The organism is Acidisoma silvae (genome assembly GCF_020618775.1).
Classification (GTDB): Bacteria; Pseudomonadota; Alphaproteobacteria; order Acetobacterales; family Acetobacteraceae; genus Acidisoma; species Acidisoma silvae.
In genome coordinates this window covers 341,882-358,359 of record NZ_JAESVB010000003.1, presented here as the reverse complement: position 1 = coordinate 358,359, position 16,478 = coordinate 341,882, and the positions used below count along the sequence as shown (strand labels likewise).

Annotated in this window: 16 protein-coding genes; 9 read left to right on the top strand and 7 right to left on the bottom strand. The window is 62.3% G+C overall.

The window, feature by feature from the left end:
* Window positions 1–73 precede the first annotated feature (73 nt).
* Window positions 74–874, bottom strand: coding sequence for a CDP-diacylglycerol diphosphatase (locus ASILVAE211_RS09715; protein WP_227321099.1), 801 nt, complete (start codon window positions 872–874; stop codon window positions 74–76).
* 100 nt (window positions 875–974) lie between these two features.
* On the opposite strand from ASILVAE211_RS09715, the gene ASILVAE211_RS09710 reads away from it, so the two are divergent.
* On the top strand, window positions 975–1,361 hold the full coding sequence (locus ASILVAE211_RS09710) for an MAPEG family protein (protein ID WP_227321098.1): 387 nt from the start codon (window positions 975–977) through the stop codon (window positions 1,359–1,361).
* Window positions 1,362–1,382: 21 nt separating this feature from the next.
* Here the strand turns inward: ASILVAE211_RS09710 and ASILVAE211_RS09705 are convergent, their stop codons facing one another.
* On the bottom strand, window positions 1,383–2,084 hold the full coding sequence (locus ASILVAE211_RS09705; RefSeq protein ID WP_227321097.1) for an SDR family oxidoreductase: 702 nt from the start codon (window positions 2,082–2,084) through the stop codon (window positions 1,383–1,385).
* A gap of 302 nt (window positions 2,085–2,386) precedes the next feature.
* Between ASILVAE211_RS09705 and ASILVAE211_RS09700 the strand changes: the two genes are divergently transcribed.
* From ASILVAE211_RS09700 to rnhA, 3 genes are all read left to right on the top strand, one after another.
* On the top strand, window positions 2,387–3,718 hold the full coding sequence (locus ASILVAE211_RS09700; protein ID WP_227321096.1) for a DEAD/DEAH box helicase: 1,332 nt from the start codon (window positions 2,387–2,389) through the stop codon (window positions 3,716–3,718).
* 149 nt (window positions 3,719–3,867) lie between these two features.
* Window positions 3,868–4,827, top strand: a complete 960-nt coding sequence (locus ASILVAE211_RS09695) for a homoserine kinase (protein ID WP_227321095.1) — start codon at window positions 3,868–3,870, stop codon at window positions 4,825–4,827.
* Window positions 4,817–5,302 carry a ribonuclease HI gene (gene rnhA, locus ASILVAE211_RS09690; RefSeq protein WP_227321094.1) on the top strand — a complete coding sequence of 162 codons (486 nt, stop codon included), beginning with the start codon at window positions 4,817–4,819 and terminating at the stop codon, window positions 5,300–5,302. The genes ASILVAE211_RS09695 and rnhA overlap by 11 nt, the downstream gene beginning before the upstream one ends.
* On the opposite strand, the gene ASILVAE211_RS09685 is transcribed toward rnhA, so the two are convergent.
* Window positions 5,299–8,955 (bottom strand): Hint domain-containing protein, encoded by a 3,657-nt coding sequence (locus ASILVAE211_RS09685; RefSeq protein WP_227321093.1) that lies wholly within the window; start codon window positions 8,953–8,955, stop codon window positions 5,299–5,301. The genes rnhA and ASILVAE211_RS09685 overlap by 4 nt on opposite strands.
* 204 nt (window positions 8,956–9,159) lie before the next feature.
* Entirely contained in the window at window positions 9,160–9,885 is a 726-nt protein-coding gene (locus tag ASILVAE211_RS09680) for a GntR family transcriptional regulator (RefSeq protein WP_227321092.1), read from the bottom strand.
* Window positions 9,886–10,129: 244 nt separating this feature from the next.
* Here ASILVAE211_RS09680 and ASILVAE211_RS09675 point away from each other — a divergent pair, with 244 nt between their 5' ends.
* The 3 genes from ASILVAE211_RS09675 (at window position 10,130) to ASILVAE211_RS09665 (ending at window position 12,628) form a co-directional block, all read left to right on the top strand.
* The gene (locus ASILVAE211_RS09675) at window positions 10,130–11,053 is read left to right on the top strand and encodes an NAD-dependent epimerase/dehydratase family protein (protein ID WP_227321091.1); all 924 of its coding nucleotides are present in this window, start codon (window positions 10,130–10,132) and stop codon (window positions 11,051–11,053) included.
* Between the two features lie 13 nt (window positions 11,054–11,066).
* Window positions 11,067–12,161 (top strand): lactonase family protein, encoded by a 1,095-nt coding sequence (locus ASILVAE211_RS09670; protein ID WP_227321090.1) that lies wholly within the window; start codon window positions 11,067–11,069, stop codon window positions 12,159–12,161.
* A gap of 167 nt (window positions 12,162–12,328) precedes the next feature.
* Window positions 12,329–12,628: a hypothetical protein gene (locus ASILVAE211_RS09665; RefSeq protein ID WP_227321089.1), complete on the top strand. Its 300-nt coding sequence runs from the start codon at window positions 12,329–12,331 to the stop codon at window positions 12,626–12,628.
* A 67-nt stretch (window positions 12,629–12,695) separates the two neighbouring features.
* Here ASILVAE211_RS09665 and ASILVAE211_RS09660 read toward each other — a convergent pair whose 3' ends face one another.
* Complete coding sequence (locus ASILVAE211_RS09660) at window positions 12,696–13,121, bottom strand: OsmC family protein (protein WP_227321088.1); 426 nt, start codon at window positions 13,119–13,121, stop codon at window positions 12,696–12,698.
* Window positions 13,122–13,333: 212 nt separating this feature from the next.
* On the opposite strand from ASILVAE211_RS09660, the gene ASILVAE211_RS09655 reads away from it, so the two are divergent.
* Window positions 13,334–14,110 (top strand): PIG-L deacetylase family protein, encoded by a 777-nt coding sequence (locus ASILVAE211_RS09655; RefSeq protein WP_227321087.1) that lies wholly within the window; start codon window positions 13,334–13,336, stop codon window positions 14,108–14,110.
* Here the strand turns inward: ASILVAE211_RS09655 and ASILVAE211_RS09650 are convergent.
* Both ASILVAE211_RS09650 and ASILVAE211_RS09645 read right to left on the bottom strand, forming a co-directional pair.
* Complete coding sequence (locus tag ASILVAE211_RS09650; RefSeq protein WP_227321086.1) at window positions 14,107–14,760, bottom strand: isochorismatase family cysteine hydrolase; 654 nt, start codon at window positions 14,758–14,760, stop codon at window positions 14,107–14,109. The genes ASILVAE211_RS09655 and ASILVAE211_RS09650 overlap by 4 nt on opposite strands.
* A gap of 9 nt (window positions 14,761–14,769) precedes the next feature.
* On the bottom strand, window positions 14,770–16,077 hold the full coding sequence (locus tag ASILVAE211_RS09645; protein WP_227321085.1) for a glutamine synthetase family protein: 1,308 nt from the start codon (window positions 16,075–16,077) through the stop codon (window positions 14,770–14,772).
* A 132-nt stretch (window positions 16,078–16,209) separates the two neighbouring features.
* Here ASILVAE211_RS09645 and ASILVAE211_RS09640 point away from each other — a divergent pair, with 132 nt between their 5' ends.
* Entirely contained in the window at window positions 16,210–16,440 is a 231-nt protein-coding gene (locus ASILVAE211_RS09640) for a dodecin (RefSeq protein ID WP_227321084.1), read from the top strand.
* The last annotated feature ends 38 nt before the right edge of the window (window positions 16,441–16,478 follow it).

The window sequence follows — 16,478 nt, the reverse complement described above, 5'->3', positions numbered from 1 at the left end:
TTTCCCCAAGACGGCAGCCTAAATCGCAATCACGTCGCGAGGTTATAATGCGGGCAAGGCAAATGCGAAATGCTTAAGGCACATGCCCCAGTGCACAGTCATGATCCTGCAAATCCTCGCCGCTGCCGAAATCACCATGCGCCAGGTCGGCTTTGCCTGCCAGCAGGATGAAGCCGGGGCCGGCGGCAGGAAACTCGGCACCCACCAGAACCAGCGTGTAATTGCCCATCTGCTGAGAGGCTCCGGGCAAGCCGCTTGCCAGCAACTGAAACGGATCGATTTTGCCCAGCTCTTCCCCCATGATGCGCATGACCGCATAGGACTGGCCATGCAACGGCTCTGGGAATGGCGTCCAGGCGGGAGTGATCTCGTTCATATGACGCATCAATGCCGCCTGCGTGGCCTCGCTGATACAATCGATATGGATATGCAACTGATCCTGCGATCGACCATGGATGGAATTTATCGCAAGACTTAGATCCACGCGCGGTAGAAAATGCCCCAGCCGCGCGGTCACCAGAGGCGTCTGGGACCAGGCCTCGGCGAAGTAATTCGGCGTCGCCGGCTGTAACAGAGCCGGGCTTTCGATACCGGTGATCCGCGTCGTCGGGATCAACAAATACTGCGTCTTACCGACCAGATCCTTCAGGATCGCATAGCCTTCGGATAGGTCGACGCTTGTACAGGGCGCCGGATGGCCGAGATTTTTCTGATCGACCACGCATTTGCCGTCGACGATCTTCCAGAGCGCCAGCGGATCGCTGGCCGCGCCCAGAACCACGATCGGCGTGACAGCCGCCAGCACCAAAGCCGCCGTCAGGATAGCCCGTGGTATTAGGCCCGATGTCCGGCGCCATCTCTCGGCAAAACGCATTCTTTACCTCAATCGCATTGGCGGTTTTGCCGCCGGCTCCCATCTGCCAAGAGCATCACCCAGTCTACCCTCTCCCCAGGATCGCGCATAGGAACCGAGCATGACGATTGAACTGTCCCTGCTGCTCTGGTCCGTGGTCATCGGGCTGCTGCAATGCCTCGCGACCGGTTTCGCGGTCACCCTGTCGCGCGGCGTCACTTTTGGCGGCAGCGCCCGTGATGACCAGAAACCGATCGAAGGCATTGGCGGACGTGTCATCCGCGCCTTCAAAAACTTCAGGGAAACCTTCCCCTTCTTCGCCGCCCTGGTCCTGGCCGGCTCGGTTCTGCACCGGCATTCGGCCCTGACCGTGATCGGCGCCAACCTCTATTTCTGGGCGCGCGTCGTCTACTGGCCGCTCTATGTCACGGGCGTGCCGATGGTCCGCTCGCTGGTCTGGCTGGTCAGCCTGGCCGGGCTGCTGCTTCTCCTCATCGGCGTCGCCTGAAGCGCCGGACGCGCGTCCCGCTCAGATGGACCGCATCAGCCCGCCATCGATGCGGAGATTTTGGCCGGTGATATAGCCGGCCCCCTCCGACAGCAGGAAGGCGATGGTCGCCGCCACCTCTTCCGACGTGCCGTAGCGCTGCATCGGCACGCTGGCCCGCCGTTCCTCCGTCCCCGGCAGGCTGTCGATCCAGCCGGGCAGGACATTATTGATGCGGAGGTTCTGGGCCGCGTAGCGGTCGGCGAAGAGCTTGGTGAAGGCCGCCAATCCGGCCCGGAATACGGCGGACGTCGGGAACATGGCGGTCGGCTCGGCCACCCAGGCGGTCGAGATATTAACGATGCCGCCCGCGCCCTGCGCTGCCATGATGGGGGCGACCAGCCGCACCGGCCGGATCACACTCATAAGATAGACGTCCATTCCCAGATGCCATTGCGCGTCCGTGATATCGAGCAGATCGGCGCGCGGCCCGTGGCCGGCCGAGTTCACCAAAGCATCGATCCGGCCCCAGCGCGCCATGGTCAGGTCCACCAGCCGCCGCAGATCATCCTGAGACTGGTTGGAGCCCGTGACGCCGACGCCGCCCAGTTCCTGGGCCAAAGCCTCGCCCTTGCCGGAGGACGAGAGAATGGCGACCCGATAGCCATCCGCAGCCAGTCGGCGCGCGGCAGCGGCGCCCATGCCGGACCCGCCCGCCGTGATGATGGCGACTTTCTCGCTCATGACCCATTCCCTTGCTATGCCATGACGGCCGATGCCGTCCTCAGCCATACTGCTGCGGCATCCCTTCCCTGTGCCAGCAAATAGACGTTGATCTTCGTGCTGCACTGCGGTACCAGCCGCACATGATTGTTCGTGAGATGCGCGAACGGTGATCCAGCTGTTCTTGCAGCCCTTTTACGTGGGGCGCATCCGGGTCATCCTTTTCTGAGCAATCCTCTTCAAACCTGTTCCACTCTGCATCGCGCGGGGAGCTTGAACACGAACCGCCTGGATATGAATGCCAGGGCGGCGTGGAGACTATTGTGACCGATACCCCTAAGACGACGAACGACAGCTTCGCTGGCCTCGGCCTCAGCGAGCAGATCCTGGCCGCGCTCGCGGCGCAGAATTTCACGGCACCGACGCCCATTCAGGCCCGCGCTATCCCGCAGCTGCTGGCCGGCCGCGACATGCTCGGCCTTGCCCAGACCGGCACCGGCAAGACCGGTGCCTTCGCCCTGCCCGTCATCCAGCATCTGCTGGCCGATCCGCGCCGCGTCCGCCCCTTCTGCACTCGTGCGCTGATCCTGGCGCCGACGCGTGAACTGGCGCTGCAGATCAATGACAGCATCAAGAAATTCTCCCAGGGCACCGGCATCCGCACCGTGGTTATCCTGGGTGGCGTCGGCCGTTCCCCGCAGGTCGACCGCATGCGCCGTGGCACCGATATCGTCATCGGCACGCCGGGCCGCCTGCTCGACCTGATGAACACGCAGGAACTGCTGCTGGAGCAGGTTAGCCATTTCGTCCTCGACGAAGGCGACCAGATGCTCGACCTCGGCTTCATCAAGGACATCCGCACGATCCTGTCGCGCCTGCCGCAGAAGCGCCAGTCGATGCTGTTCTCGGCCACCATGCCGAAGGAAATCGGCCAACTGGCAAGCAGCCTGCTGCGCGACCCGGTAACCGTCCAGGTCAAGGCCGAGACGGCGACGCCCGACAAGATCGAGCAGCATGTCTATTTCACCGATGCCCCGGCCAAGAAGCGCCTGCTGGTGACCTTGCTGCGTGACCCGGCGCTGGCCCGCGTCATCGTCTTCACCCGCACGAAGCGCGGTGCCGACAAGGTGGCCGAACATCTGACCGCATCCGGCATCAATTCCGACGCCATTCACGGCAACAAGAGCCAGAATGCCCGCACCCGCATTCTGGATCGCTTCAAGGCCGGCGAATCCCGCGTGCTGGTCGCGACCGACCTCGCGGCCCGCGGCATCCATGTCACCGGCATCACCCATGTCGTGAACTATGAACTGCCGAACGAGCCGGAAAGCTATGTCCATCGCATCGGCCGCACGGCCCGCGCCGGCGCCAGCGGCATCGCCTTCGCCTTCTGCGACCCCAGCGAGCGCGGCTTCCTGAAGGATATTCAGCGCCTGACGGGCGTCATCATGAAGGTCGCCGGCCCCGTTGCCGCGAACGACCAGCCCGATGGCGTTTTCCATGACATTGTGGAGGACGAGGCCCCCCGCGCGCCGCGTCCGCCGCGTGCCCATGCCCCGGCCAATCCGGGCGGTGCGCCCGGGCAGGATCGCCCGAAGCGCCGTGGCAAGCGTTCCGGCTCCGGCCGTCGTCCGCGCCAGAACAAGGCCGCGTAAGCAGCCCAAAGTTAAGACTGCGCCTCACTGAAAAGGGCGAGGGCTGGTTATACCGGCCCTCGCCCTTTCTGTTGGATGCCAGCACGTTTGCCTCTGGCGCGGGCGGGCGGAGATCCGTAGGAAAAGGCGTCTTTCCAGGGTTGATCTGAATGGCCGTCTATACCGAAGTGACCGACGACGCGCTGCGCGCCTTCCTCTCCGACTATGATATCGGGGAGGCCATTGCCTTTCGCGGCATCGCCGAAGGGGTGGAGAACAGCAATTACATGCTGCGCACCACGACGGGCGATTTCATCCTCACCTTATACGAAAAGCGCGTGAACCCGGACGACCTGCCCTGGTTCCTCGGCCTCATGCAGCATCTGGCGACCGAAGGCGTGAATTGCCCGCAGCCCGTGGTGGCGCGTGACGGCAATGCCCTGCGGCTGCTGGCCGATCGCCATGCCGCCATCACCACTTTTCTGCCCGGCGTCTGGCCGCGCCGCGTGCAGCAGGCGCATTGCGCGCCGCTGGGCAAGGCCCTGGCCGAACTCCATGCCGCCGGCGCGCGTTACGCGCCCGAGCGGATCAACGCCCTTGGCCCCGCCGGCTGGCGCCCGCTGCTGGAACGCAGTCTTAGCCGTGCCGATGAGGTGACGCCCGGATTGGGTGCTGAATTGACCAAGACGCTGGATCAGCTGCTGGCAGCCTGGCCCGAAGGCCTGCCGCGCGGGCAGATTCACGCCGATCTTTTCCCCGACAATGTCTTTTTCCTCGACGGGCAGATTTCCGGCCTTATCGACTTCTATTTCGCCGCGACCGATCTGCTCGCCTATGACCTCGCCATCTGCCTCAATGCCTGGTGTTTCGAGGCTGACGGCGCCTTCAACGTGACGAAGGGCAGGGCGCTGATCGGCGCTTATCAATCCGTGCGGCCGCTGTCGGAAGCTGAAATCACCGCCCTGCCGGTCTTGGCCCAGGGTTCGGCACTGCGCTTCCTGCTCACACGCTTATACGACTGGCTTTACGTGCCGGAAGGCGCCCTGGTGACGCCGAAAGACCCTGTCGAATATCTGCGCAAACTGCGCTTCCACAGTCATGCCAAGGGAATCTCCGCCTATGTCGGATGATATCCAGCCGGAAAGCGAAGCCACGAAGCCGCGACAGGTCGTGGAAATCTGGACGGACGGCGGCTGCAAGCCCAATCCCGGCCCCGGCGGCTGGGCCGCCATCCTGCGCTTCGGCGCGGCCGAGAAGGAATTGTCGGGCGGAGATCGCACGACCACCAATAACCGCATGGAACTGACGGCGGCCGCCGAGGCATTGGAAGCGCTGACGCGCCCTTGCACCATCATCTTGAATACCGACAGCGAATACCTGCGCAACGGCATTACCCGCTGGCATGCCGGCTGGGTGCGCAAGAACTGGCGCAATGCGGCCGGCGACCCGGTGGCGAATATGGACCTCTGGCGGCGCATTCTGGATGCCGCCAAACGGCACGAAATCGACTGGCGCTGGGTGCGGGGCCATGCCGGCGATGTCATGAACGAACGCGCCGATGTTCTGGCAACCCGCGCGCGCGAGGATATGCTGGCGGCCGGTTAACGGCGCGGCTGGGCCGCCACACTGACCGGCCCGGATAATGGCGCTGCGCGTTCGGCCAGCGCGCGACGCAGCGCGTCTAGCTTTGGCCCTGTCACCACAAGCGGCGCATAGCCCCGTGCGTCCCAGTGCAGCTGCGCATCCTCGGCCTGTGGCGCGAAAACCGGATATGCCTGCACGACCGTGCCGCCATTGGCAAAGCTTGATCGATCATCCATCGCCAGATAGGTCTCGACCGGCAGGCCTTCCGCCAGGATGACATCATGGCTCGACAATTCGATATGATAATACGTTAAATTTGCTCGCACTCCTTGTCGGATATTTTGGCCGTCGATGAAATATTTAACCGGAATCAGAACACCGTCGAGATAGACGGCATGGTCCGGCGAGAGGTAAAGATCACGTTCCGGCACGCCTCGACCGAAAGCATGGGCCGCCACACAGACCGGCAGAACAGCGTCCGGCTGGGGATGGCGCCTGCAATCGATAGCGCGATGGCCGATCCAGGTAATCCGCCTTGCCTCCCCGGTCACTGTCCGCACCTGGTCACCGACCCGCAGAGCTTCAACAGCCACGTCACCCCGGGGCGTGCGGATGGCGGTTCCGGCAGCAAAGCACATGAGCTTGAAACCAAGAATACCGTCGGCGATGTCGAACATCACGCTCACGCCCCAGAAGGCATTGAGACCGGTATTGATATAGCCGGTGGTATTGCCGATCGCGTTGCCGTCCGAAACCTGAAAGCCGCCGGATGAGACGTTCAATACCCAGCCACTGTCGTTCGGTGATGCGGCGCCCGCGCTAAGCATGGCCCCCGACAAGGTGCCGCTGGTGTGAACGGTCGTTCCAATGTGGATCTGGGTCTCTGGCGCGCCGGTATCGAAGACGTAATCGGTGGTTCCACTGGTCGGGGTCGAGGTCGGGGTCATATTGTTTTCGACATAGCCGCTGATGATATACATGCCTTCGGCCAGCAGTTCCTGGTAGGTCGATTCCCCGGAATTGGCGAAAGTATCGAGCGCGTTTTCCCCCTGCATCAGAACGACCGTCGTGTAGCTTGCGATATCCTCGGCGGTCAGCCCGACCTGCAGATTGCCAACTTCCCCCGAACTGTCATTGGTGCCGACCGTGATGATGAAACCGTCGGACAGGCCCGAACCAAGCTGGGCCAGAACATTTTCGATGCCATCTTCAGCGGAACCCAGGCCGACGCCGAAATCGCCGTAGAAATTATCCTCCAGCGGTGCCGTGGATGTCGTCACATTCGTCAGGTCGGCATTCCAGGCCTGATTGGTAAAAGTGTTGGGATTTTCCGCCGAGGAGATCAATCCGATATCGGCAGCGGTAGAGATTGAATTTCCACCAGTCGTCTGGAAGGTCAGATTCGTTGAGACGACCGACGCCGTATAGGTATTGCCGCTGGTATAGGAGAATATCGCGGGTGCGGAACTGACAGGCGTGTAGGAAGACCACCAGGCGGGATTGTAGGAGGCGTAGAATCCCGTGCCGCCGGTATCGAATTCATACATCTTGTAGGTTGTGCCGCCATCAAGGCTGATTTCGATGCCGACTTTGTAGCCGCTATTATATGGAAGAACGTAAAGCGGGATATCCACCGGCACGACCGCCGCCGATGCCAAAGATGATCCATCATCTTTCGGCGACGGAGCGAACGTCACCTCTGCCGTCCCTGATGTCGTATTCGTCACCGTAAAATCGCTGGCAACATAGCTGGACGACGGGTCGAGGCTGACAAAGGCGGACACGAGACCGGACGCGCCCATCTCCGTTCCCGCGATCTCAATCTCATGACCGGAAATGATGCTGAGTACCGCCGATCCGCCGGAAATCATGTCGAAGGTCAGGGCGTCGCTGGCCGCGAAGCCACTGATCAGGATTTCACCGGCCGACAGGGCACTGAATTCGATACTGGCCTCGATGCCGCTGAAGGTGACGGCACCGCTTACTATGGCACCGGAATCCACCACCAGCGCGCCGCCGGCGGTCAGGACCGTATTGATGGCGGTGCCACCCGACTGAACCTCAAGCGAGCCGTAGTTCTGAACCACAACCCCACTCGCCACGCCGCCGGACAGGATATAGGCGGACGTGCCGCTGCCGACGGCGGCAGAGTCCACCCCCATCGATACCGTCACGCTGCTTGGCCCCGCTATGGCCACGGCACCTGAGGTGATGATGGCACCACCCGAGGCAGTTGTCGTGCTGACGGCCGCGCCAGATAAAAGAATCAATGTGCCGCCGGCTGAGACTGTCGTATCGACGCTGCTGCCTCCGCTTTCGACCAGCACGACGCTGCCATCCGAGATCCTATCTCCGGTCAGCACGCCGCCAGATTCGACCACCACGGCGGCGCCTGAGATGACGCTATCCGCCAGAATGCCGGCGGCACCGCTGGCCTCGACCTTGGACACCGCACTTTCGACAATGGCGTAAGCACCGCTTTCCAGACTGCCGCTCGACAGCGTCCCGAAGATATAGGCGGCGCCGCCGCTCTGCACCGTGACATCCGTGGCGCTGCCGACGAAGCCCACATAAAGCGTCGCGCCATCAAGGATGGTTGCGCCCGTCACGACACCAGCGACGGAGCTGACATTATAACTCCCGTCAACGGTCAGATTGCCGCCGGCGCTGACCGTCACCCCCGTCGCCGATCCGCCGGCTTCGACGATGGCGAAGCCGGACACGACGACCGTCCCAGAGGCGAACCCGCCCGAGAAAACATATTCGACCGAGGCCTGATCAATGATCGTGCCGCTGGCGATGCCGCCACTGCTCACCACCTCAAAGCTGCCGCTGAGCGTCACATCGCTGGTCAGGCCGCCGGAATAGACATGCAGTGCAGCGCCGGATGACAGGGTGCCGCCACTGACCACCCCGCCGGGCAGCACCAGTTCTTCCACGCCACTGCCCAGGTCTTGCGAGAGGGACGATGACTGTAGCGCAACGTCCGAGAATGACTGGATAACAACAATGCCGCTTTGGACGATGGCCGCACCGGCCGGCATGTCGGTGACCACGGCACCGGGTGTCATAATCAGATAGCCACCGGACTCAATGCTACCACCACTGACGATGCCGCCCGATTGAACAAGAACAACGCCACCGCTGCGCAGGCTGACATCTGCAAGCGTTCCATAGGTATCGACACCGATTAGCCCGCCGCTATGGACGGTGCTGCCACTGGCAACAGTGGTCGTCGACATCCCGGACCAGTTACCATTGATTGCCTCATAGGCGCCCTGGTCGATGACCGTGTCGATCGCACTACCCTCGTCGATCAAAATCTGCGCGCCGCCGGATGCGATATGCGCGGCCGATGCGAGGCCGCCGGAGGACACAAATTGAGAGCCGCCGCCTGCGATAGTGGTTGAGAGCGATTCCGCACCGCGGTGGATCACCTGCCAGGCATCGCTGCTGACAGAGCCACCGACCGCAAGGCCGCCGGAAGACAGAACCTGGAAACCATGCTCCGTCACGACGGCACCACTATCGACGCCGGAGATCACCTCGGTCCCCGCAGTAATCTTGGCGGAAATCGCTGTCCCACCCGCTTCGACCAACAGGCTTTGCCCGCTGCCCACCGGTGCGATTTCATGACCGGATTGAACGCTGCCGCTACTGATGATCGTGGTCACAGGCGCGTCTCCCCAATGCAGACGACGACAGGCTGGCGGACGATATCGTCGCGTCTTTTTATTCTGAAGGGAGACTAATGCGATTCAAGCGCTGAGCCTAGCGCCCTGTTTGCGATAGCCGCAAAAATGTTTTGATTTCGAATATATTAAATAGCCCTAAACGGCGGGCGGCTAACTCGTCCATATGCCGCCGGATGGTCCGGATCAGACTTCCGTTTTCCCCTTCGGGCGCCTTCCGCGCTTGGGCGGGACAATCGGCGCCTGATCAGCCGCGCCGATATCGGCGACACCCGCTTCATAGGTCATTTCGCTGCGCCCGATATGCCTGTCCAGAATGGCCAGCACGGACGCCAGATCATGGGTGGCGACAGCCATTGCCATCTCGCCATGTTCGACGAAGGATTTCTCGATATGAAGCGGTTTGGTCGACAGATGCGTCCGCAGTGCCGCGATCTTGCCGGCATGCAGGGCATAGGCGTCGGCGATGTAGTGGTTCCCACAAAGATCGAAGCTCGCCTTGTGATAGGCGGAATCGAGATCGAGATAGCGGCGCTGGTCGCCCGCCGCACGCGCCTGTTCCATCTCCGTCACGCAGCGTTGCAGGCTATCCGCCAGCGCCGCCGGGTCTCGCGCGAAGGCGAGGGTAAAGGATGTCTTTTCCAGGGTTCTGCGAAACTCGCATAATTGCCGCACCCCGTCAGACGACAGTGTGAACACAAAGGCACCGCGCTGCGGCACAATGCGCACCAGGCCTTCCAAACGTAACTGCCCCAGGGCTTCCCGCACCGGCGATTTGGAGACGCCGAACTGCTCGGCCAGAATCCGCTCGGACAAAAGCTCACCCAATCGAAACCGGCCGGATACGATACCATAGCGCAAACGTTCAAGAACGACGTCTGTCAGCGAGCGCGGCCGGCCGGTTGGGGTCATGGTTATCTCTTGGAAGGAGTTCCCTGCCTTGTAAGCCAAGCGCCGGCCGGCGTCACGCCTGACCGGAATGGCTCACGGCAGAGGCCAATAGTTGCTTTATCAACTAAATACCTTCAGCATATGAGACCGCAGGGACGGTCTTTGCCAGACGCGGGGTTGCGCCTAAGCTGCCCTGGACAAGGACTGACACTGATCTGTCTAAGATCCGGCGGCAGCGGCCGGATCGCAGAGGAGAGCCCCGCGCATGAACGGTCACACCCAATACAGCAAGCCGCGTTCGGTCATGGTGACAGGCGCCGGCGGTAATCTTGGCGGCAAGGCGGTGGAAGCCCTGGGCGCCGCGCCCTGGTGCGAGCGGATTCTCGGCACGGTCTTCGGAAACGAGGATCCACAATTTTCCGATGCCGCGCGGGTGAAGCTGACTTTGGTCCGCACCGACCTCAGCCACGTCACCCCTGCGCTCGACGCGGCGATGGTGGGGATCGAGGGCCTGCTGCATTGCGCGGCAGCCAACCCCATCCCGGAAGCGACCTGGGAGGAGGCAGCCATCTCCTTCGATATGATCCAGGCGCTGGGTCTGGCCGCCCTGCGTCATGGCGTGAAACGGGCGGTCTTCCTTTCCTCCAACCACGTCATGGGTGGCTACAAGGATGCCCCGCTGGCTGAGACGATCGGCCCAGGCGGGCTGACCACCCGCCTGCCGCCCGCGCCCGGCACGCATTGGTTTAATGGCATCGAAACCGTCGATTCCACCGGCTATGCGGCCTCCAAACTAATGGGTGAGCGCTGCATGGCGCTGCTGGCGGCGGAATCGGGCGGCCGCATGACGACCGTCACCATCCGCATCGGCTGGGTGCTGCGGGGCGAGAACAAGGCCAGCGGCATCAATTACTCCGGCACGCCGGGCGGAGCTGCGAGCGAGGCGGGATTGGACACAGCCAGCGCAACGGCGCTGCGCTGGTTCCGCGCCATGTGGCTGTCCAATCGGGATTTCGCGCAGCTGATCGAAAAAAGCCTGACGGCCAATCCCGTCGGCTGGCCGGGTCCGGCCATTCTGGTTAACGGCAATTCGCGCAATCGCGACATGGGGTGGAGCCTGGAGGAAGCACAGGCCTGGCTCGGCTATGACCCGCAGGACGATCTTTATGTCGAGCTGCAAAAAGCCTGACCCGGAGCAGAGCGTGGCCCAAGATCAGAACGATATGCTGTTGGTGGTCGGCACCTATACAACCACCCTGCCGCATGTGGCGGGCAGGGGAGCGGGCATCCAGCTGCTCGGTTTCAATAGCCGGACGGGCAGCATCAGCGATGGCCCGGCTTTCGGCGGCATCACCAATCCCACCTGGCTGACGGTCTCCCGCGATGCCAGGCGACTTTATAGCGTGCAGGAATGCGCCGAGGATGATGGCGCTGCAATCGACTGCTTCGCACTCGATACCCAGGCGCGGAACCTCACGCATCTGGCATCCGTGCCGAGCCAGGGCAGCTGGCCTTGCCATCTCAGCCTGGACAACGCCGAGCAGCAGCTTTTCGTCGCCAATTATGTGAGTGGCCGCTTCGCCACCATCCGGCTGGACGCCGATCGCGTGCCGACACGGCAGGTCAAGGTCATCCAGCATGAGGGAAGCAGCGTAAACCCCGAGCGCCAGGAAGGGCCACATCTGCATCAGGCCGTGCCGACGCCGGACGGCCGCCGTGTCATTGTCTGCGACGCGGGGCTTGACCGCCTGATCCGCTATCCCCTGACGGAAGATGGCATTGCACCGACGCCCGATCTGTCACTTGACACCGAGCCCGGCAGTTTCCCCCGCCATCTCGCCTTTCTGCCCGACGGATCGGGCTTTCTCGTCATTCACGAACTGGCGAATACCGTGGTCTCCTATGATATGGCCGGGGATGCGATCACGCGTTGCGGCAGCCTGTCCATTCTGCCGCAAGCTTGGACCGGCACCAGCAGCGCCGCCGCTGTGCATATCCATCCCAGTGGCCGCTTCGCCTATGCGTCCAATCGCGGTCATGATTCGCTCTGCGCGATTGACCTGCGGGATAGCTTGGAGAGATTGAGCGTGATCGGCTGGTACAGCGCCTGCGGCAAGGCGCCACGCGATTTCGCAATCGACCCCGCCGGGCGCTTCCTGATCGTTGCAACCCAGGACAGCGACAATCTGGCGGTTTATGAAATCAACAGCGAAACAGGCGAACTCTTTTTGGTGACTGAACGATATTCAATCGGCACACCGGTCTGTCTGGTCTTTGTCAACCGGAAGAGTTTGTGAAATTCATCGCTCGATTGTCAAAAGTTCAAGCTGGATCATCGAGGAAAGGTGAGGGCACCGTCTTTGGACAACAAGGATAATTGAGCGGTAATCGCCCGTGACCGTTCCCAAGTCTTGTTGCAAGCCGGCCGAACCATGCGGCCGCGCATATCAGATTGGAACACGTCATGCGCAATATCGGTTATATCGCTCTTTCCTCGGCGCTTCTTCTGTCGCCGCTCGCCGCCACCGGCGCTTTCGCGCAAAGCACGACCAGCAGCAGCGCCGCATCCAACGCGCCGGCTACCAATGCCGTGCCGGTGCCGTCCAAGACCAAGCCGCAGTCCGGCACGATGATGATGAGCGGATCGTCGAATCAGATGATGGCGCCGGGCAGCCAGAATAACGCCAGCGGCAATCCGCCGGGCGCTCAGCCGGGTACGGGCTCAGGCATGGGCAAGGCCAGCGGCACCGCTGCCGGCAATTGATTCTTGCTATCTGGCGACAGTGAAATGAGGCGGGGGCTATGTCCCCGCCTCATTTTTGTATGACGAATCAATCGACCAGTTGCGCGTCCAGCGTAATCTCGGCCTTTAGCAGTTTGGAGACCGGGCAACCGGCCTTGGCCATATTGGTCAGTTCCGTGAACTTTTCCGGCGTGGCGCCCGGCACGGTCGCCCGCAGCGTTAGATGCACGGCGGTGATGGAAAATCCCTCACCATCCTTGTCGAGCGTAACCTCGGCGGTCGTTTCCATATGGCTGGCCTTCAAACCGGCTTCGCCCAGAATGAGCGACAGCGCCATGGTGAAACAGCCGGAATGGGCCGCGCCGATCAGCTCTTCCGGATTGGTGCCGGGCTTGCCTTCGAAGCGGCTGGCAAAACCATAGGGATAGGCGCTGAGCGCGCCGCTTTTGGTGGAGATGGCGCCCTTGCCGTCCTTAATGCCGCCTTCCCAGACAGCCGAACCAGTCGTTTTCATGCGTCTCATCCTTTTCGTTATGCCGATCCGTCCGTAGACTTCGTCGCAGGCCGGACTGGTGTGGAGGTAGACTGACCTGCCTTCCCTACAAGGCAATCCGGCTTCACAATCCGGGCGGGAAGGCTGCGCAGCGGCCGAGCGAAGCATGGCGGAAAAGCGCAGGCAACGCCACTGTAGAGGGCGCTCTAAGCCGTGATGATCATGAGGCCGACATGAAGCATTTGTATCTGTCCCCGCATCTGGATGACGTTCCGTTGAGCTGCGCAGGCCTGATTGCGTCACAACTGGCGGCGGGCGAGGCCGTGCGCGTCGTCACCGTGTTTACCGGTGACGGAACCGGACCGCTGTCATGCTTGGCGCAGCGGTTTCACGCAGTCTGGGAACGTGGCGAGCAGCCCTATGTCGCGCGCCGCGAGGAAGACCGACTGACCTGCGCGCTGATGGGGATCGATGTCCATCACGAGGGGCTGCTGGAAGCGATCTACCGGCGTGATGCAAGCGGAGACGTGCTTTATCCGGACCGCACTGCCATGTTCCGCAGCCTGGATGAAGCGCAGGACAGGATTGTCGATACAATCGCAATAATCGTCTTGAACCAGGCCCGGGATTTCGGCGCCGAGGTGATCTATGCGCCTATCGGTCTTGGCCGGCATGTCGATCATCAGGCCGTCATCGCTGCCGCCCAGCGTATTGCCGCACGGGAAGCCCTGGAATTGCGGCTTTACGAGGAATGGCCTTATGCCGCCGGCCGATTCCCGAAGGAACGGCCTGGAAATCTTGCCGAGACAATGGCTTTTTTTCGATGGGACGCCGTGCCGTCCGTCACGCCGATCGATATCGGCCATCGCCTCGCCGTCGCGCGCTGCTATGCCAGCCAGATCGAGGAACTGTTCGGCAGTGACGAGGCCATGGTCAATGAGGTCCGCGCCTATACCTATGGTGTCGGCGGCCGCTTTCCTTCTGAGCGCGTTTGGACGGTTCGGGCTTAGCCTGCCAAGGCGGCAATTTCGGCCACCAGCGCCGCCGTCGTCACCTGCCGGCAATAGCCTTTGTTATTCGCAAGCGATGTCTCATGCCGTTCGGCACTTTGCGTGACGCAGGCGTCCGTCGGCAGCGTCACCAGATAGCCGAGATCGCAGGCATCGCGCACGGCGGAATCGACACATTGATCGGTCAAGGCCCCGACGATGATCAGGTAGCGCACGCCGAGATTACGCAGCACATAGTCGATATTGGTGGAGATGAAGACGGAAGAAGAGGTTTTCGGAATGATGATCTCATCCGGCAATGGCTTCAGCGCGTCCAGAACCTGCGCGTCGCGTGAGCCCTTGGGGCAGAACAGCCCGCTGATCTTATAGTCCAGGCCTATGTCGCGGCCGTCCTGGGTCAGGCTTTCGATCACCGTATAGATAATCTCGATACCCGCCTGCCGCGACGCCGCCTGCAGGCGCTGCATATTCGGGATTCCCCGGCTTTCCATCTCGCGGAAAAAATAGCCGTATTTGCGGTCGATCTCCGCCGGGTCGAGACCGATATATTCACCGCCGCCCGGCATGGTATAATTCTGCGTATCGATGAGCAGCAGCGCGGTTTCGCCCCGCACCACCGGCACGTCGCGGCTGAGTTTGAAGTCCTTCATGGCAAATCCTCAGTAGATGGCGGCGTAGCGGTCGCAGATATCGGACGGCTCCAGCGCGTCGAGCGCGCGGATTTCCGAGCGTTTGAATTCGAGATAGGCGGAGAGCAATGGCTCCCCGAACCAGTCCTTTGCCGCGTCAGTCGCTTCCAGCAGGTCCAGAGCGTCATCCAGCGAGCGGGGCAGGGTGCGCACACCGGCTTCCGCCCGCGCCGTTTCCGGCATCTGCCAGAAATCCGGCAATTCCGCCGGCAAGGCCATGTTCTTCCGAATGCCGTCGAGACCGGCATGGACGATGGCGCCCAGCGCCATATAGGGGCAGGCGGTCGCGTCACCGACGCGGAATTCGATATTGAACTGACGGTCGGCGCGATCCTCCGCGCCTTGGAAGAGCGGCGCCACGCGGAGCGCCGCGCCGCGGTCCTGGCTGCCCAAGAAAGCCCAGACCGGCGCCCAGCGGTCAGGCTGCAACCGGTAATAGGAGGCGACGGACGGTGCAGTCACGGCCGTCAGCGCCGGCAGGTGATGCAGCACGCCCGCCACGAAGGGCGCCATGCGCGCGGAAATGCCATAGGGGCCGGCCACGTCGCGGGACGCCGGCTTGCCGTCCTTGTCCCACAGGCTGAAATGGATATGCGTGCCGCTGCCGACGCCGTCCGGCGCCATAACGGGCGCCAGCGTCACGCGATGGCCGCTGCGCTCAGCCACAGCACGCAGAATCTCGCGGGTGATGACCGCTTCATCGGCGATACGCATGCCGTAGGTCGGCTTCACCGTCACCTCGAACTGGCGCGGCGCATATTCCGGCAGGAAACTGTCGGGCGTGATGCCGGCCGCGCGCAGGGCGCCGACAACGCTTTCGCCGAATATCCCCTGCCGGCGGAAGGAACTCAGTGAATAGGCATCGCCTGGCCGGTCCTCGATGCCGAGATGGACGAATTCCTGCTCGAAGGCGCCTTTCAGCCGCAACCCGGCCTCGTGCTCCAGGGCGGCCAGGCCCCGGCGCAGAAAGTCACGCGGGCAGCAGGACCAGGGCGCGCCGTCCAGTTCCTGGAGATCGCCGATATAGAATCGCTCGGCCGCCGCGCCGTCGAACGGCACCAGCACGCCAGTCGTCGGGTCCGGCTTCATCACCAGATCGCCTTTGGTGCCGAAGGGCGAAGAGAAGATGGTGCCGAAAGCAGAAATCATGATGTTGGAGCCCGTCATGCCCATGCCCTGGCTCAGACGCTGGTCCAGTTCCACGGCCGGGAAAGCCTTGCCACGGACGAGGCCCGCCAGATCGCAAATGCCGACGAAAACCAGTTCTTCCTGATGCATGGAGATGCTCCCCTCTTCTGCTTTGGCGGATGATGAAGCGAGAGGGCAGGCGGGTAAAGGCAGTGTGTTGACCGCTTGAGCTTTGCACCGCGCCACCAACATCAAGCACTCAGACACAGAAGGGAACGGTTCATGACCGACCATGTTTATCGGCTGATCGAAGTCGTCGGCTCGTCGCCCAGCAGCGTTGAAGACGCCATCCAATCCGCCATCGCCAAGGCGTCCAGCACCATCCGCCATATCCGCTGGTTCGAAGTCATCGAGACACGCGGGCAGGTGGAGAACGGCAAGGTGGCCTACTATCAGGTCACGCTGAAGGTCGGCTTCTCCCTGGAGGACGAGCATGTGAGCCTGCGCCCGTAATCATTCCCGGTGGCGTGCATTGGGGCCTCTCACGCCCT